The organism is Aeromonas sp. Marseille-Q7275 (genome assembly GCF_965119515.1).
Genome location: NZ_CBCPLW010000008.1, coordinates 44577 through 62654 on the forward strand (window position 1 = coordinate 44577; position 18078 = coordinate 62654).

The window sequence follows — 18078 nt, forward strand, 5'->3', positions numbered from 1 at the left end:
CTGGCCCAGGCGCTGGCCTGATCTTCTTCCAACATCCGGCCGGACGGCCCGTTTAGCAAAGGGGCCGACGGGTAAAAAACTGGCAAAAGAAGAGCCGGCAATCGCCGGCTCTTTTCTATGGTGCTTCAGATCCAGGGGTGCTGGATGATCAGGCTGTGCTGATCCAGCATGGACTGCAGTATGTCGTGAGAGGAGGAGCCGCTCAGGTTCCAGCCGCTCAGATCCACGTCCTTCAGGGTGATCTGCTGGGTCACCTGACCATCCCCCGCCGGAGAGACCGAGAGATTCACATCGCTCAGGCCCGCGCTGCCCGTGGTCACAGACGCAGAGAGGTGGCCCAGCAGGCCATCCACGCTGTTGTCGGTCACCCCCTTGAGCAGATCCGCCAGATCTATCTTGTCCCCCTCCTCCGGGTGGAAGTCGGTGACGGTGTCGATGGCCGGCAAGGCCGCCGTCCCCTCATCACCGCTGCCCCACACGAAGAGATCGCTGCCCGCGCCACCGGTCAGGATGTCGTTGCCCTGACCGCCCCTGAGCATGTCATCCCCCAGGCCGCCCAGTATGCGATCGTCCCCGGTGGACCCGAACAGCCAGTCACTCTGATCCGAGCCCAGCAGATCATGGCCGCTCTGGCTGTGGATATTGAGGGTCTCCTCGGCCGATCTCAGGGTGCTGCCACCCGCGCTGGATTCCGCACTCAGGGTCAGGGCATGATCCCCCGCCGTCAGACCGCTGAGGTAGAGGGGCACGGACTGATCCCCCGGCAGCAGCCAGTCGCCATTGCTGTCCGCATGGCCCACGCTCTGGCCGTGCTCGTCCACCACCTGGGCCCCCCCCAGATTCTGGATGCGGATGGAGAGTTCTCCCGGCGCCGGGTTGACCACGCTGGCGCTCAGGTTGAGCGGCACCCAGGCCCCTTGCAGGGTATGGATGTCGTGGGTACCCAGGCTGAGCTGGGGATCGTCTGCCTCTGCGGTCACCTGGATGCCAATCTGGGCGCTGTCGGTCAGGACGCCGCCCGACCCGGCATTGCCCTGATCCGAGGTGGTGATGGTCAGGTTGTCCTGTCCCCAGAAGTCCTTGGCCGGCTCGTAATGCAGGTTGCCATTGATGAGGTTGTTAAGATCATCAAGGGAGCCCACCAGGGTGATCTCGCTGGTACCCGCCCCCTGCACCGAGACGGCGCCCGCCGCCCCGAGCAGGGTCAGCACGCCGTGCTCGACCCGCAGCACCATGGACATGGGGGCCGTGCCCGCATCCACGTCCTTCACGCTGATCCCGGAGAGGGACAGTGAACCATCCTCCTTCACCTGCATGGCCCCCGGCACCTGGGTCACAGGGGCATCGTTGACCGCCTCCACCTCGATGGGCAGCACGTCGGTATCGGCCAGGGCGCCACCGCTGCCGGTGTTGCCCTGATCATTGGTCACCATGGTCAGTGCATCCTGACCATTGAAGTCCTGCTCGCCCTGATAGGTCACGCCCCCCGCCAGCAGGGCATTGATGGCATCTTGCGATCCGCTCAGCACCAGGGTATCGCTGCCGCTGCCGACCACTGTCACCCCGCTGCCGTCCGCCAGCACCAGGGTGCCGTGCAGGACCGACAGACGCACCTCCATGGGGCTGCTGCCCGCATCCACGTCTTGTACCTGCAGACCCTTGATGACGAAGGGAGTATCCTCCTGCGCCACCTGAGGGGTGTCCGGCAGCACGTTGACGGGGGCGTCGTTGACCGGCTGCACCTCGATGGGCAACACGTCGGTGTCACTCAGGGCACCGCCGCTGCCGGTGTTGCCATTGTCATTGGTGACCATGGTCAGGTTGTCACTGCCGTGATAGTCCGGATTGCCCTGATAGGTCACACCACCGGAGAGCAAGGCGTTGAGATCCGCCAGGGTGCCGGTCAGCACCAGAGATCCGGTGCCGTTGCCGGTCACGGTCACGCCGCTCCCTGCCGGCAGGTTGAGGGTGCCGTGCTCCACCGACAGACGCACCTCCATGGTGCCGCTGCCCGCGTCCACATCCTTCACCTGCAGACCATGGATGACGAAGGGCTTGTCCTCCTGCGCCACCTGGGGATCCGCTGGCAGCACGTTGATGGGGGCGTCGTTGACCGGGCTCACCTCCACCTGGATGGTGCCGTTGACCTCTGGGCCGAGGGCGCCGTTGTCCAGGCTCTGGGCCGTCACCTTGAGATCCAGGGTGCCATTGGCATCCTTGGTCACCAGCTCCACGGCACCCAGCTTGGTGCCATCCGTGGTGACCTGCCAGACACCGCCACCAAGATCCACCACAGTGCCATTGACCCCGTTTGGCAGGCGAATTTCGGCGCCATCGGGTACCCCTTCGATGGTGACTCGCACCTGCTCCGGGCCATTCTCATGGATATTGCTGGCGCTGCCGCCGGTGGCCTGGGTGTCCTTGGTCTCCAGCCCCAGGTTCAGGGTGATCACATCCCCCTCGGTGCCGCTCGCCTTGTCTTGAATGTCGGCGATGATGGGATCCCCCACCGGGTTGACGGTGACGGTGAAGCTGCCCTTGGTCTCGAGAGGCAGGGTCAGCCCCTTGTCCAGGGTGAAGGCGCTCAGGGTGAGCTCCACGCTGCCGCTGAAGTCTGCCGGCGGGATCAGGGTCAGCTTGGAGAAATCTGTGCCCACCGGCACCTGCCAGACACCGCCGCCGTTGTTGACCGCCGGGGCAGACAGGGTGAAGCCGTCCGGCACGCCCTTGATCTGCAGCGCCACTATCTGCTCGGAGCCATCATTGTCGATCAGGGTCGCGCCTAGTCCGCCGAGGTTGACGCTGCCATCCTCGTTGCCGCTCACATCCTTCACCGTAAGCTGGGCCGGATCGTTGACCGGCAGCACCTCGAAGCTGGCATTGCCGCTCCAGCTGCCGCGATCCGTCCCCGTGGTGGCGGTGTCCAGAATGTCCACCTTGATCTCCAGGGGGACCTGACCGCTGAAGTGCTGCTTGGGCACGAACACCAGATCCTTGAGGCCGTTGGCATCCACCACCAGGGACTGGACGGGATTTTTGTTGGCATCAAGGAAATGACCGTACTGGGCATCGACGGTCACAGTGACCTTCTCCACCGTCTCCAGGCCGCCATTGGCCACCGAGGGGCTGATGTCCGCGAGCTTGACCGAGAGATCGAGGTGGATCTCGGTGTCTTCCAGGTTGCTGGGCTGACCGTTCACATCTTTGACCTGCAGCGTCAGCTCGGGCAGACCATCGGCGCCGCCCTTGGTGTCCACCTCGGGGGTGATGGAGAGGGTGACGTCCTTCTCCACCTGCTTGATATCACCGCTCACCGTGTCGGTATTGACCAGACGCACGTTGAAACGCAGGCCGTCACCGGAATAGTCTTCCGGCAGGGTCAGGGTCAGACGGTCGAGATCGCCGAGACCATTTGGCAGCTTGATCAAGTACTCGCCGTTGACGAAGTCGAAGGTGAGCCCCTGCACGTTGACGCCCGACGGCAGACCCGTGATGACGATGCTGAGCTCGTCATCCCCGATGTCCGCCGTGCCCAGGGTCACCATGCTCTTGAGCTGGCTGCCGAAGTTGACACCGTGATCCTCCACCCCTGTGATGGGGGCGCTGTTGTCAAAATCGACATCGGCGGCCACCTGGCCCGAGTGGGTCGCGTCTTTGAACTCGGCACTGACGGTGAGCTCCCGATAAGCCGGGACGCTCACATCCCCCTCGTTGTTGTCGCCAAGATCGATCACCCTGGCGCTGACCTTGAAGGTGACTGTGCCCTTGTAGTCATCCGGCGAGCGCAGGGAGAAGCTCCCGAGGGCGCTGTTCGGCACTGTCCAGTTGCCCTGGCCATCGTTGATCCCACCCACCACCACGAAGCCGGGCGGCAGATCGCTGATCACCAGATAGTCGATGGTCTCGATGCTGCTGGGATCCAGATCTTCGAACACGAAGACGCCATTGAGCGGGATATCGTGCCCGTCCGGGCTCTCCAGTGCGCCGCCAATCTGTACCAGATTGCCATCGGGTTCGACCACGGCCTGGATATCCACATGCAGCTGACCATTGACCTCTTTGCTGACTACAACATTGGAATCCACATCCTTCTGAGTCACGGTGACATGGCTCTGGATAGTGGTGTCCCTGTCGCTGTCCTCCGGCCCCTTCACCAGCAGCTGACCGCCGCCGAGCAGGCTCTTCAGATCCGCGTCACTCAACGCCACCGCACCGCCGTTCACGGTGAGCTGGGTCTCAACCCCACCTGCGCGGATCCAGATCTCGTAACCTGGCTCTATGCCGGAGAGACTGAGGTGAGTCACCTTTTCGGCACCGTCGGTCAGGTCCGGCTGCCAGTCGAGGACGGTGAACTGATCCTCCAGACCATGGCTGCTCTTGGCATAGTCACCGGCGTCGATCACCGGCTCCACCTTGATGGTGAGCGGCACATCGAAGCTCTTGTGATCCCCGTCGTTTTCGGTCACCACCACGTGGCCGATGAGGTGGATGTCGGCGGTGCTGTTGGGGGGCGGCTGGATCTGCAGGTTGCCCAGACTCGAGACGTCGACCTGATAGGTCGGCTTGCCCTGGGTGTCGAGCCCGGCGAAGGTCAGGGTCAGCTCCTTGCCGTTACCATCGAACACCTTGGCTCCTTCCGGCAAGCCTTCCAGCACCAGGTTGAGGGTTTCGGAACCATCACCCGTCGTCTCTCCCGACGCCAGTTTGAAGTCCAGCGGTGCCTTGCCATCTTCCCCTATGGTGGTGACATAGCCCTTGCCATCCTGGCTCCAGTCGGTGCTGTCCAGATTGAAGTGAGGCTCATCCACCACCCCCACCAGATCCACATGCAGGCTCTGGCTGCCGGTCACCTTCTCGCTGACCACTGTATGGGTCTGGCCGTTGGCATCGGTCAGGGTGGCGGTGTCTTTCACCACCCCCTGGATGCCGAGATCGAAGTCGACGTTGCTGTCCTTCGGCGGCTCCAGCTTGAGCTCGCCGATGCGGGCATAGGGCACCTCGTAATAACCGTTCGCATCCGGGGTGACCGCCACGCCGCCGAGCCAGAGGGTGGCACCGGCGGGTAAGCCGCTGATGCGCACGAACATCTGCTCGGAACCGTCCGTGGTATCCCCCAGATGGGCGAGCACTATCTTGCTGCCAAGATCCAGCAGGTTGTCTTCCTTGCCCTGGATGTCGCGCACCGTCAGCTTGGCGTCATCCGCCTGCGGGTTGACGTTGATCACCAGTTCGATGGGATCGCCGAGGGCCGTCTCCTGGCCGGTGACCACGGGGGTTTTCTCCGTGCTGACCGGGGTCACAACGAGCTTGATGTCGCCGCTGTAGTCCTTGCCGGGCACCACGGTGACCTTGTTGATCTCCCCCGCTGAGACGGTCACCAGGCCGTTTGCATCGGGTGTGAGCACCTTGCCGTTAAGGGTCAGGCTGCCCTCGCCGGACGCCCACTTGATCTGGTAGCTCAACGTCTCGGAGCCATCGGTGTCCGTCAGGTTGGCCTGCACATTGAGGGCTACACCACTGCCATCCTCGTTGATGCTGTAGTGCTGGTGGGTGCTTGCCCCATCCCAGAGCGGCTTGTCGGCAATGCCCTGCACAGTGATATCCAGGTTGCCGGTCAGCACCGGGGGTTTGCTCCCCTCGGTGACGCCAACCTGCAGCTGCACCGGGAAGCGCAGCGGCTTGCCGCCATCGTTGTAGCTCGAGTAGTCGTGATCGGGCACAAAGGTCACGCCCTTGAGTTCGAACTTGTCGTTGGTACCGACAACGGCTTGCATCGCCGCTGGCGGCACCTGATACCAGGTCTTGCCACCCTGAGTCACCGTCGTGAGCGCCACTCCGTTGTAATAGAAGGTGCCCTGGGCATTGGCCGGCGCCTGGATAAGCAATTTCTCGACGAACTCGCCCCGATCGTAGTCGCCTATGTCCAGATTCATGGTGATGGGAATGCCATGAGTGGGGTCACTGGCCCCCGCATCCTCGGCACCGGTGACGGCGCTGACGCTGAGCTTGCCCGCCTCGTCCCTGATGGTCAGGGTCAGGACCCCGTCATCGGTATCCCCATCCCCATCCACCAGGTGGAAGTCGACCTTCTGCACCAGGGTGTTGTTGCTGTGATCTATATCCGCCCGGGCGGTGAAGCTGTATTTCCCCTCGGCGTTGATCACCAGGGTGCCTATGGTCTGCCCAGTGCTGTCTGTGACCGTAATGGTGGTGTCGCCCTTGGCGGCGATGGGGTGCGGGGTGCCATTGATGGTGACCGACCTGATCACGGCATCGTCAGCACCTTCATTGGCGGTGGCCAGCAGATCGCCGCTCACTTTCGTCCCCTGATCCAGGGACTTGCTGGCATCGACGGCCACCGGCACATCGTCCTGCACGCTGACGTGGCCTATCACCTCGGCGCTGAGATCCCCATCGCTGTCCAGGGCCTGCAACGGCAGCTGGATATCCAGCAGATCCTTGCCCTGGACACTGTGATCCAGGTTGCCGGTCAGTTCGAAGGTATAGCGGCCGGAGACATCCAGGGTCAGCTTGAAGATGAGCTTGCCCCCGCTGTCCTTGCCAAGGTAGACACCCTGCTGGCTGTCGGCGCTGAGGGTCACGGCCTTGCCCCCTGAGCTGAGCGTGTTCAAGGCATTGAAGCGGGCCACATCCAGTTGCAGGGCGGCAACCCGGTCGCTCCCGGCGGCGATCGTCACCTGGCCGACGGCGATCTCCCCCGTCCCGGACGGGCTGGTGCCGACGTGCTGACCACTGCCACCATTGAGATCCGACTCCTTGACGGTGACGCTCCCGATGGAGGTGATCACCGGATCGGCTGCATCGGTGATCACTGCCGTGGTATTGCCGGTGATCACCGAGCCGTCGCTGTCGGTCACCTGCACCGGCAGGGTCAGGTTCAGCCTGTCGTCGGCGCCGTGATCCAGGTTGGTGTGCACGGTGATCTGGTAATCCAGAGTCGCCGAGCTGTGGGCCGCTATGCTGCCCGGCACGCTCGGCAGGGTGACAGTCAACACCAGGGTGCCGCTCGCGGTGACCCCCTGGAAGCTGTGGCCGTTGCTGCCCGGCACCTCCTGCCAGATCAGGGTCTCGCCGTTGTGGGTGATGACCTTGCCGCTCGCATCCAATACCTGGCCGGAGAGAGTCAGGCGCACGTCCACCACGGGATCCGAATCCGCCTTGATGGTCAGGGTGCCGGTGGCCTGCTGGTCGTCCGCGATCTGGTTGCTCGCGGCCCCCTCGAAGCGCCCCTCGGTCAGGGTCACCCCGGTGAGGCTGAGGGTCGGCTTGTCCCCTTCCGCGATGCTGATGTTGAGGGTGCCCGAGGTGGTGTCGTTGTTGCCCGCCCCTTTGTCGCTGTCGACGACATTGACCTTGAATGGCAGCTCGGTGCTGCTGCCATTGGCCTGGTGTACCCCCTCGAACAGGGTCACCTTGTAGTCGAAGCCATTGCTGGCGGCGTTGTCGAGCTTGCCGCTGATCTCGACCTGCAACACCTCGACCCGCACGCCGTTGACTTCCACATAGCCCTTGAGGATCTGGTTGCCCGGGATGCCGGCATCGCCGTCCACCAGTTCGTATTTCACGCTCTGGCCCAGGGCGCTCAGGGCCGGCTGCTCGTTCACATCCGCAAAGGAGACCTCGCTGACCCGATCCGAGCCCGCGTCCACGGTGAAGTGGCCGGTGCCGGTCAGGGGAGTGTTGCCATCGAGGTTGCCCTCATCCAGGTTCACCCCGCTGCCCGCCACAAAGCCGGGCGCATTGCCATCCTTGATGGTGAGCGGCAAGTCGGTGGAGACCCTGTCCCCGTCCTTGTCGGTCAGGGTCACGGTCAGCGGTAAGTCGAGGGATTCGCTACCCTGGTGATCCAGCTCACCGCTCAAGACAACCTTGGCCGTGACGCTCCAGTTGCCGTTGTTGTCCACCAGATCCAGCTCGGCGCGCAGTACCTCGCGGCCATCCGCACTGGTACCCACCAGATCCCCATTGGCATCCAGGGTGAAGGTCACCGGGCTGCCGTGGCTGCTGTATTTGCCATCCAGGCTCTGCTGGATGGCGTTGATATCGAACTTGAGGCTGTCGGGGGCCAAGGCATCGGAGCCGTGACTCACGGTGAAGCTCATGTGGCTGACCACATCCTTGGCCCCTTGGTTGGCCTCGATCATGGCGGTGCCGGTCACGGCGCTGATCACCGGGTTGGCCCCGTCACCGATGGTGACGCTCAGGGTGGAGGAGACTTTGTCTCCATCGGAATCGGTCAGGGTAAAGCCCGCCTTCAGCAGGCTGTCGGCACTGCCCTGATCCAGCGGCTGGTTCAGGGTAAAGACGTAGTGACCTTTCTGATCCAGCGTCAGGGTAAACACATTCTGGCCGTTGACCGCGCCGCTGATGCTGTTGCCGCTGATGCTGATGACAACGGGTTGGCCACCGCTGGTGAGTCCCTGCAGGCCCGGCTGGCTGGCATCGAAGCTGATGCTGGCAAGGGGATCGCTGCCAGCGGTGATATCGAGATCCCCGGTCAGGGTCTGACCGGCGCTCCAGTCGCTGTCTTCCGTCAGGGTGAGGGAAACGGGGTCGACCTGGGGCAAGGCGCCGTCGGTGATCTGGATATTGAGGGTGCCGAGATTGCTCTTGTCCCCGTCAAAATCGGTGCCCTGCACCTGCAGCCCCAGGTTGACGCTGTTGGTGCCCACAGGTTGATCCAGCACGCCATCAAGCTTCACATGGTACTTTCCATCCAGATCCAGGGTCACGGTCAGCACCGTCTTGCCGCTTGCATCCAGCAGGGTGATCTGGTTGCCATTGACCTGATAGCTGGTCGGCTTGCCGCCGCTGGTGAGACCATCCAGGGCGGGCTGGTTTGCCTCGAAATTGAGGGATACCAGGCGATCGCTGCCCACATTGACCGGCAGCTGGCCATCCAGGGAGTGGCTGGCGCCCCCTTCCTGCAGGCTGATGCCGCTGTCGATGCCGAGGTTCGGATCGGCTGCATCGGCGATCACTGCCGTGGTGTTGCCGGTGATCACCGAGCCGTCGCTGTCGGTCACCTGCACCGGCAGGGTCAGGCTGAGCTTGTCGTCGGCGCCGTGATCCAGGTTGGTGTGCACGGTGATCTGGTAATCCAGGGTCGCCGAGCTGTGGGCCGCTATGCTGCCCGGCACACTCGGCAGGGTGACAGTCAACACCAGGGTGCCGCTCGCGGTCATCCCCTGGAAGCTGTGGCCGTTGCTGCCCGGCACCTCCTGCCAGATCAGGGTCTCGCCGTTGTGGGTGATGGCCTTGCCGCTCGCATCCAATACCTGGCCGGAGAGAGTCAGGCGCACGTCCACCACGGGATCCGAATCCGCCTTGATGGTCAGGGTGCCGGTGGCCTGCTGGTCGTCCGCGATCTGGTTGCTCGCGGCCCCCTCGAAGCGCCCCTCGGTCAGGGTCACCCCGGTGAGGCTGAGGGTCGGCTTGTCCCCTTCCGCGATGCTGATGTTGAGGGTGCCCGAGGTGGTGTCGTTGTTGCCCGCCCCTTTGTCGCTGTCGACGACATTGACCTTGAACGGCAGCTCGGTGCTGCTGCCATTGGCCTGGTGTACCCCCTCGAACAGGGTCACCTTGTAGTCGAAGCCATTGCTGGCGGCGTTGTCGAGCTTGCCGCTGATCTCGACCTGCAACACCTCGACCCGCACCCCGTTCACTTCCACATAGCCCTTGAGGATCTGGTTGCCCGGGATGCCGGCATCGCCGTCCACCAGTTCGTATTTCACGCTCTGGCCCAGGGCGGTCAGGGCCGGTTGCTCGTTCACATTCGCAAAGGAGACCTCGCTCACCCGATCCGAGCCCGCGTCCACGGTAAAGTGACCGGTGCCGGTCAGGGGAGTGTTGCCATCGAGGTTGCCTTCATCCAGGCTCACCCCGCTGCCCGCCACAAAGCCGGGCGCATTGCCATCCTTGATGGTGAGCGGCAAGTCGGTGGAGACCCTGTCCCCGTCCTTGTCGGTCAGGGTCACGGTGAGCGGCAAATCCAAAGACTCACTGCCCTGGTGATCCAGCTCGGCGCTCAAGACAACCTTGGCGCTGACGCTCCAGTTGCCATTGTTGTCCACCAGATCAAGCTCGGCGCGCAGTACCTCGCGGCCATCCGCACTGGTACCCACCAGATCCCCATTGGCATCCAGGGTGAAGGTCACCGGGCTGCCGTGGCTGCTGTATTTGCCATCCAGGCTCTGCTGGATGGCGTTGATATCGAACTTGAGGCTGTCGGGGGCCAAGGCATCGGAGCCGTGACTCACGGTGAAGCTCATGTGGCTGACCACATCCTTGGCCCCTTGGTTGGCCTCGATCATGGCGGTGCCGGTCACGGCGCTGATCACCGGGTTGGCCCCGTCACCGATGGTGACGCTCAGGGTGGAGGAGACTTTGTCTCCATCGGAATCGGTCAGGGTAAAGCCCGCCTTCAGCAGGCTGTCGGCACTGCCCTGATCCAGCGGCTGGTTCAGGGTAAAGACGTAGTGACCTTTCTGATCCAGCGTCAGGGTAAACACATTCTGGCCGTTGACCGCGCCGCTGATGCTGTTGCCGCTGATGCTGATGACAACGGGTTGGCCACCGCTGGTGAGTCCCTGCAGGCCCGGCTGGCTGGCATCGAAGCTGATGCTGGCAAGGGGATCGCTGCCAGCGGTGATATCGAGATCCCCGGTCAGGGTCTGACCGGCGCTCCAGTCGCTGTCTTCCGTCAGGGTGAGGGAAACGGGGTCGACCTGGGGCAAGGCGCCGTCGGTGATCTGGATATTGAGGGTGCCGAGATTGCTCTTGTCCCCGTCAAAATCGGTGCCCTGCACCTGCAGCCCCAGGTTGACGCTGTTGGTGCCCACAGGTTGATCCAGCACGCCATCAAGCTTCACATGGTACTTTCCATCCAGATCCAGGGTCACGGTCAGCACCGTCTTGCCCCCCGCATCCAGCAGGGTGATCTGGTTGCCATTGACCTGATAGCTGGTCGGCTTGCCGCCGCTGGTGAGACCATCCAGGGCAGGCTGGTTCCCCTCGAAATTGAGGGACACCAGGCGATCGCTCCCCACATTGACCGGCAGCTGACCATCCAGGGAGTGGCTGGCGCCCCCTTCTTGCAGGCTGATGCCGCTGTCGATGCCAAGGCTCGGGTCCACGCCGTCGTTGATGGAGACCACCAGATCGGTGCGGGTCTCGTCACCGTCGATCTCCTTGGCCGAGACGGTAAGCCCCAGGGACAGGTTGTCGCTGCCCTGGTGATCCAGAGGCCCATTGAGGGAAACGGTCACCTTGCCGTCGATGTCGCTGCCAGACTGGCTGGCGTCCAGCTCGGCCTTGATCACGTCAATGCGACTGCCCTGATCATCGATGTAAAAGCCGGTGAGCAGGCGATCGCTGCCGAACTCGAAGCTGAGCACATGGCCGTCGCTGCTGAGCCCGCTGCCGTTCAGACGAGTGAGCGTCGCGGCCTGATCGGCAAAGGCAAGGGAGTCCGCCAGCAGGGGATCGGCCTGATGGCCCACCACGAACTCGCTCTGGCCCACCACGGCGCCCTGCTGGGTGAAGCCGTCTTCCGTGAGCGAAATGGGGGCTATGGTGAAGTCCGGCGGCGTGCTGTCCACCAGCTTGACGGTGAGATTGGCACTCACCAGATCCCCGTCGCTGTCGCGGTATTCGAGGGAGAACGGCAGGCTCTGGCTGTCCTGGCCGTGATCCAGACTCTGGTTCCAGACGATGCGGTAGCTGCCGTCATTGGCCAGGGTCAGGGTGAAGACGGTGACGCCCCCCGCGCTCGCGGTCAGGGTCTGGCCGCTGATCTGGTAGCCGAGGGCCGCGCCCTGGCTGGTGAGGCCGAGCTGCTCTAGGGCGCTCTGATCGGCACCGAAACTCACCTGCAGGTTGCCATCCAGACCCGCCCCCGTGTGCAGGGAGCCGGTGGCGCTCACCGGGCCCTTGGCCAGATCCGCCTCGGACAGGGTCAGGGTATCGCTCTGGCCGATGAGGGGGGCGCCGTCGATCACCCGGTTCCCCGCCAGATCCGTCACCTCGGCGCGTACCTCGAAGGGGCCTTGAATGCCGGAGAGATCCAGGCCATTGAGCTGCCAGCGGCCGTCGCTCTCCACCAGGGCGCTGCCGCTATAGAGGGTCTGGCCGTTCTGGCCGATGAGGGTGATGGTGACGCGCTGGCCAGCTTCCACCTCTGTGGTGCTGCCGCTCAGGGTGACATTGCCCTGGCCCAGCAGGCTCTGGGTGTCGAGATCGTCGATGTCGATGCCAGCACGGGTGTCGACGGTGACGGTCAGGGTGTCGCTGGCCCGGTTGCCGGCGATGTCCACAGAATCGACGCGAAAATCATAGGCACCATCGGCCAGGGTAGTTGGGATCTGGTATTGCCAGTTGCCGTTGCCATCCACGGTGAGTACGGTCAGCACATTGCCGCCGAGGCTCAGGGTGACGGTAGCACCGGGCTCTCCCTTCCCTTGCAGCAGCGGCGTGGTGTCGCGGGTCAGATCGTCCACCTGGCTGGCGCCGGTGTCGCTCTCGTCGGTGAGATCCAGCGTGATGGTAGTGATGGTGTCGAGCAGGGTCTGACCGGTGTCGCTGGCCCGGTTGCCGGCCGCATCCTGGGTATCGGCCACTATGGTGAGCGGGCCGTCCACCAGCTTGCCGGTGACGTCGCCGAAGTTTGCCTCCCAGACGAAGCCCGGCAGCACCACTGTGGTGGTGGTCAGGCGATTACCATCCTGATCGATCAGGGTGACGGTCACCGTCTGGCCCACCTCGACGTCCTCGACAAAGCCGCGAATGATGACGCCGGCCGCCTCGTCGGCGTTGATGATGTTGTCGTCGGTCTGGGGCTCGGTGATGGTGATGGCCGCCAGGAGATCCTGATCTTCCGAATAGAGCAGCTCGTCCCCTGGCTGGGCGCCCTGATGGTCGGTGTCAAAGCCGGACTCCGCCAGGGTATATTCGCTGTTGAGATCCACCACCACGAAGCCGCCGGCACTGGAGCCGACCACACCGCCACCCGTGGCGGCTGCTGCGTTACCGGCCGCGGTCTCCTCAAACAGCTCGGTCGGGTCGGCCCCCTGACGGATGGCCTCCTGCAGGCTGGCCAGCTCGGGATCCATGGCCACGTTCGGTTCTGCCTGCGCCAGCTCGGGCTGGTCGGCGTCCGGGGTCTTCGCGGGATCGGCCAGTTCGAAGCGCCCGTCCCCTTCGGTGAGCAGGCGCATGCCCGGCAGCAGCTGCATCCCCAGAGTGGCGCGGTGCAAGGAGCCATCGGCATCCATCACCAGCACGGTGCCCTCCACCTGGGTAACAAGAGTCGGTTTCTCTATTCGCAGCTCAGCCATACATCCTCCAACGGGTAAACACAGACAGCCCAGACCCACAAGGGTACAGGACGTCACCGTGACAGGCGGCTATTTTACCGCCTCTGCCGACCCAGATCCCTTCGCCATTTTCGAAAATATCGAAAGTAAATGCCGTAAACCTTCCTATTAAATTCAATAAAGTGCTGCCATTCACGGGATATCTCGGGATAGACACCCTTTTTCACGCCCCAGATGAAAAACATGGCTCTCCTGGTACCCATCCATACGACAACTCCTGACCTGCCCGCCCCCGGCCAGGCTTCCCCACTATTTCACCAGGGGAAGGCGAGTCGTCCGTCCCCAGCAGGAATAAAGAATAAATATTCACTTTTACTTGGCGATAACTCTGGCCAAAGAGGCCATCCCCCCGCCCTTACACCCTTTGGCACGCCCCTGCTTCCCCGAGGCGCCGGCCAGCCGCAGCAGATCACCATGGAGAGGTGATGGGGATAACCACCAGATTGGGCTCAATAATTCAACCTGGATCTCACTTTTTGCATTAGCCCCCCATGCCAATTGATCTAGCGCAACTCCCACAGGGATAAATGATTATCCATTTTACCCATTTGGTATTATTCCCCCGAGCAAATGCATAAAAAACATTTTATATGCAGTCATAACAATTAATCGGCCTGCCATGCCCATAACCATGGGCACAGATGTCCACGCACCAAGATGGAACGGTCAGGCTCGGCATGGACATTTTATCTGGGAGTGATGACCGTGGGTTCACATAACAAGCCATTTCGGCCGGGTCTGGCCGCCCTGCTGCTGACGGCCCTGCTGGGCACCAGCATGCTGGCGCAGGCAGACGAGGCCTCCCCCGAGGGCAAGATAGAGGCGCGCAGCGAGCTGTTCGCCAAGGATCACGCCGATCAGTTCAGCAGTTGGAAAGACACCAGCGAGAGCCGCGAGCGCACCGACGCCCTGGCGGAAGATCCGCAGATGGTGGTGCTCTGGGCCGGCTACCCCTTCTCCAAGGATTACAACAAGCCGCGCGGCCACTTCTATGCGCTGACCGACGTACGGGAAACCCTGCGTACCGGCGCCCCCAAGACCGCCGAAGACGGTCCGCTGCCCATGGCCTGCTGGAGCTGCAAAGGCCCGGATGTGGCCCGCGTCATCGACGAGAAGGGTGAGGATGGCTACTTCAAGGGGATGTGGGCAAAAGGCGGCCCCGAGATCGTCAACACCATCGGCTGCGCCGACTGCCACGACACCGCCTCGAAAGAGTTCAAGGAGGGCAAGCCTGCCCTGCACCTCTCCCGTCCCTATGCCGATCGCGCCATGACCGCCATCGGCAAGCCGTTCAAGGAGCAGGGGCGTTTCGATCAACAGTCTCAGGTGTGCGGCCAGTGCCACGTGGAGTACTACTTCAATGGCCCCACCAAGGCGGTGAAATTCCCCTGGGACAAGGGCACCACGGTAGAGCAGATGGAGCAGTATTACGACGAAATCGGCTTTGCCGACTGGACCCATGCCCTCTCCAGGACCCCCATGCTCAAAGCCCAGCACCCCGAGTACGAGACCTGGCGCGCCGGCATTCACGGCCAGAACAACGTCGCCTGCGTCGACTGCCACATGCCCAAGGTGCAGAACGAGCAGGGCAAGGTCTACACGGATCACAAGGTGGGCAACCCCTTCGATCGCTTCGACCAGACCTGCCGCAACTGCCACACCCAGAGCAAGGAGATGCTGCAAGGGGTGGTCAAGCAGCGCAAGGATGCGGTTCACGATCTCAAGCTCAGAGTCGAGAAGCAACTGGTGCACGCCCACTTCGAGGCCAAGGCCGCCTGGGATGCCGGTGCCACCGAAGCCGAGATGAAGGACATTCTGCAGGACATCCGTCACGCCCAATGGCGCTGGGACTTCTCCATCGCCTCCCACGGGGTGCAGATGCACGCCCCGGAAGTGGCGCTGCGCATGCTGGGAACCGCCCTGGACAAGGCCGCCGACGCCCGCACCAGGCTGGCACGCCTGCTGGCCGCCAAGGGGATCAGCAACGAGATCGCCATTCCCGACATCTCCAGCAAGGAGAAGGCCCAGGCCGCCCTTGGCATGGACATGAAGCAGATGAATGCCGACAAGGCCCAGTTCCTCAAGACCACAGTCCCCGCCTGGGATGCCGAGGCCAAAGCGGCCGGACGGCTGGCACAGTAATGGCGCCTGCGAGCCCGGCTAGGCCGGGCTCGCAATGGATGGAGGCTTCCTATGGGTGATTTAACGATGGATTTCTTACGACTGATGCTGATGGCAGCCATGCTGCTGACCAGCCTGCAGGGCCAGGCCGCCGAGGCGACGAGCGCCCCTGCGGCCCTGCCCGCGACACATGACGTGGCGTTCTTGCGCAGCCCCGACAAGGCCTGCACCGACTGCCACAAGGAGCAGAGCGAGGGGATGCACGGCAAGCATGGCCAGGCGACCAACCCCAACAACCTGGCACCGGTGACCTGCACCAACTGCCACGGCCAGCCCTCCCCCAAACACCGGGAAGGGGTCAAGGATGTGATGCGCTTTAGCGACAGCTTCAACAACAAGCTGAGCACCGGGACCTACCCCATCGCCGAGCAGAACGGGGTCTGCATGAGCTGTCACGAGCCGGGGCCCCTGCGCGAGGCGCTCTGGGCCCACGACGTGCACGCCACCAAGCTCAGCTGCACCAGCTGCCACCAGCTGCACCCGGCCAGGGAGCCCATGGTGGCTATTCCGGAGAAGTCCCGCATCAAGCTCTGCGTCGACTGCCACAGCAAGCAGCATCAAGCCAAGGCGGTCGGCCTGCAGGTCAATGCGGGCAAGGAGGCACCATGAGCTGCTCTCGTCGTGACTTCATGGCGGGGATGGGCGCGGGGGCCCTCATCATGATGACGGGGCCGGTGCGCGCCGGCGCTGCCAGCCTCGCCCACAGCCAGACCATAGACGGAGTGCGCTACGGCATGCTCCATGACGAGACGGCCTGCATCGGCTGCACCGCCTGCATGGATGCCTGCCGGGAGGTGAACAAGGTACCGGAAGGAGTCTCGCGCCTCGAGATCATCCGCTCCGGCCCCATCGGCACCTTCCCAGATGCCGAGTACCACTTCTTTCGCAAGTCCTGCCAGCACTGCGACAACGCCCCCTGCGTGCACGTCTGCCCCACCGGTGCCTCCCATATCCGCAAGGAGGATGGCATCGTCGACGTCAACCCGGACTTGTGCGTCGGCTGCATGTACTGTCTGGCCGCCTGCCCCTATCAGGTGCGCTTTATCAACCCTGTGACCAAGGTTGCCGATAAGTGCGACTTTTGCCGCAAGACCAACCTGGCGGCGGGCAAGGAGCCAGCCTGCGTGGCCTCCTGCCCCACCAAAGCGCTGGTGTTCGGCAATCTGGATGACCCGGACAGCCCCATCGCCAAACGGCTGGTGAAGGAGACCACCTATCGCTACAAGCAGGTACTCGGCACCTCGCCCAAGATGTACCGCGTGCCCAAAGGGGAGATAACGTCATGACCATGCAAGCGGCATTTCACTTCCCCTCCCTTGTCTGGGAATTTGTCCGATCGCCATCTACCGCAGTAACAGAAGGAGGAATGGATCATGTGGCATGACGCCTTTCACTTCCCCTCGCTGGTGTGGGACTGGCCCATCGCTATCTATCTCTTTCTGCTCGGCATCTCCGCCGGGGCCACCACCCTCTCGGTGCTGCTGCGCCGCCAGGGGGCCGGCAGCGAGAGCGGCATCATCAAGGCGACCGCCCTGCTGGCGCCGGTGAGCGTAGTTCTGGGGTTACTGATCCTTATCTTCCATCTGGCCCGCCCCTGGACCTTCTGGAAGCTGATGTTCCACTACCAGTTCGACTCCGTGATGTCCATGGGGGTCATGCTGTTCCAGGTCTACATGGCGGTGCTGTTCGCCTGGCTAGGGGTGGTGTTTCGGGCCGAGATCGAGACCCTGCGTAGCCGGTTGCTGAAAGAGAAGTTCGCCTTTGTGGATGGGCTGATAGGCTTGCTGGCTCGTTTCGAGCGCCTGCTGGCACCGCTCTTGCTGCTGCTCGCCGTGCTGCTGGGGGCCTACACCGGCTTTCTGCTCTCGGCGCTCAAGACCTATCCGCTGTTGAACAACCCTGTGCTGCCGGTGCTGTTCCTCGTCTCCGGCGTCAGCTCCGGCATCGCCTCCACCATCTTGCTGGCGGTCACCCTGTTCAAGGAGAACCATCACAGCCAGGGGGTGAGCTTTGTCCACCGCTTCGAGCGGCCGGTGCTGGCGGTGGAGGTGCTGCTGCTGGTCTGCTTCTTTACCGGGCTCTACTTCGGTGGCGGCCAAAAAGAGGTGGCCATGTGGGCCGCCATCGGCGGCGGCTTCTGGGCCCAGGTGTTCTGGCTCGGGGTGGTGGGCATCGGCATGCTGCTGCCCCAGTTGCTGACCCTGCTGGCCCCGGCGCCGCTGCGGGAGCGCAACAGCCATCTGGTGCTGGTCTGCTGTCTGACCCTGGTGGGGATCCTGCTGCTGCGCTACTTCGTGCTCTATGCCGGCCAGATGACGGTGGTATGAGGGGAAGTGCATGATTTGTAACAAAAGCGACCATACGATGTCGGCTTGCAGCATGACCCTGATGGATATGCTGCTGTCTGATGCTGCGTCATCCTCGTATGCCGGCCAGATGACGGTGGTTTAAAGGTATGAACACCAGCGCCAGCCGCCCTCGGGTGACTGGCGCTGGCTTGTTG

General features: G+C 63.2%; 5 protein-coding genes. 4 read left to right on the forward strand and 1 reads right to left on the reverse strand.

Translation table 11 applies throughout. The features are described from left to right. Positions 1-125: 125 nt before the first annotated feature. Entirely contained in the window at positions 126-13355 is a 13230-nt protein-coding gene (locus ACWPWQ_RS09375) for a retention module-containing protein (protein ID WP_454009625.1), read from the reverse strand. Positions 13356-14093: 738 nt separating this feature from the next. On the opposite strand from ACWPWQ_RS09375, the gene nrfA reads away from it, so the two are divergent. The 4 genes from nrfA to nrfD all read left to right on the forward strand — a co-directional run bounded on the left by nrfA (position 14094) and on the right by nrfD (position 17902). Then, positions 14094-15536 carry an ammonia-forming nitrite reductase cytochrome c552 subunit gene (gene nrfA, locus ACWPWQ_RS09380; protein WP_454009626.1) on the forward strand — a complete coding sequence of 481 codons (1443 nt, stop codon included), beginning with the start codon at positions 14094-14096 and terminating at the stop codon, positions 15534-15536. 51 nt (positions 15537-15587) lie between these two features. Then, the gene (gene nrfB, locus ACWPWQ_RS09385) at positions 15588-16184 is read left to right on the forward strand and encodes a cytochrome c nitrite reductase pentaheme subunit (protein WP_454009627.1); all 597 of its coding nucleotides are present in this window, start codon (positions 15588-15590) and stop codon (positions 16182-16184) included. Then, on the forward strand, positions 16181-16861 hold the full coding sequence (locus ACWPWQ_RS09390) for a 4Fe-4S dicluster domain-containing protein (RefSeq protein WP_454009628.1): 681 nt from the start codon (positions 16181-16183) through the stop codon (positions 16859-16861). The genes nrfB and ACWPWQ_RS09390 overlap by 4 nt, the downstream gene beginning before the upstream one ends. 87 nt (positions 16862-16948) lie before the next feature. Beyond that, positions 16949-17902 (forward strand): cytochrome c nitrite reductase subunit NrfD, encoded by a 954-nt coding sequence (gene nrfD / locus ACWPWQ_RS09395; RefSeq protein ID WP_454009629.1) that lies wholly within the window; start codon positions 16949-16951, stop codon positions 17900-17902. Positions 17903-18078 lie beyond the last annotated feature (176 nt).

Coding starts and splice junctions, on each gene's coding strand:
- nrfB (WP_454009627.1), top strand. CDS start 15,588: ATGGGTGATTTAACGATGGATTTCTTACGACTGATGCTGATGGCAGCC.
- nrfA (WP_454009626.1), top strand. CDS start 14,094: ATGACCGTGGGTTCACATAACAAGCCATTTCGGCCGGGTCTGGCCGCC.
- ACWPWQ_RS09390 (WP_454009628.1), top strand. CDS start 16,181: ATGAGCTGCTCTCGTCGTGACTTCATGGCGGGGATGGGCGCGGGGGCC.
- nrfD (WP_454009629.1), top strand. CDS start 16,949: ATGTGGCATGACGCCTTTCACTTCCCCTCGCTGGTGTGGGACTGGCCC.
- ACWPWQ_RS09375 (WP_454009625.1), bottom strand. CDS start 13,355: ATGGCTGAGCTGCGAATAGAGAAACCGACTCTTGTTACCCAGGTGGAG.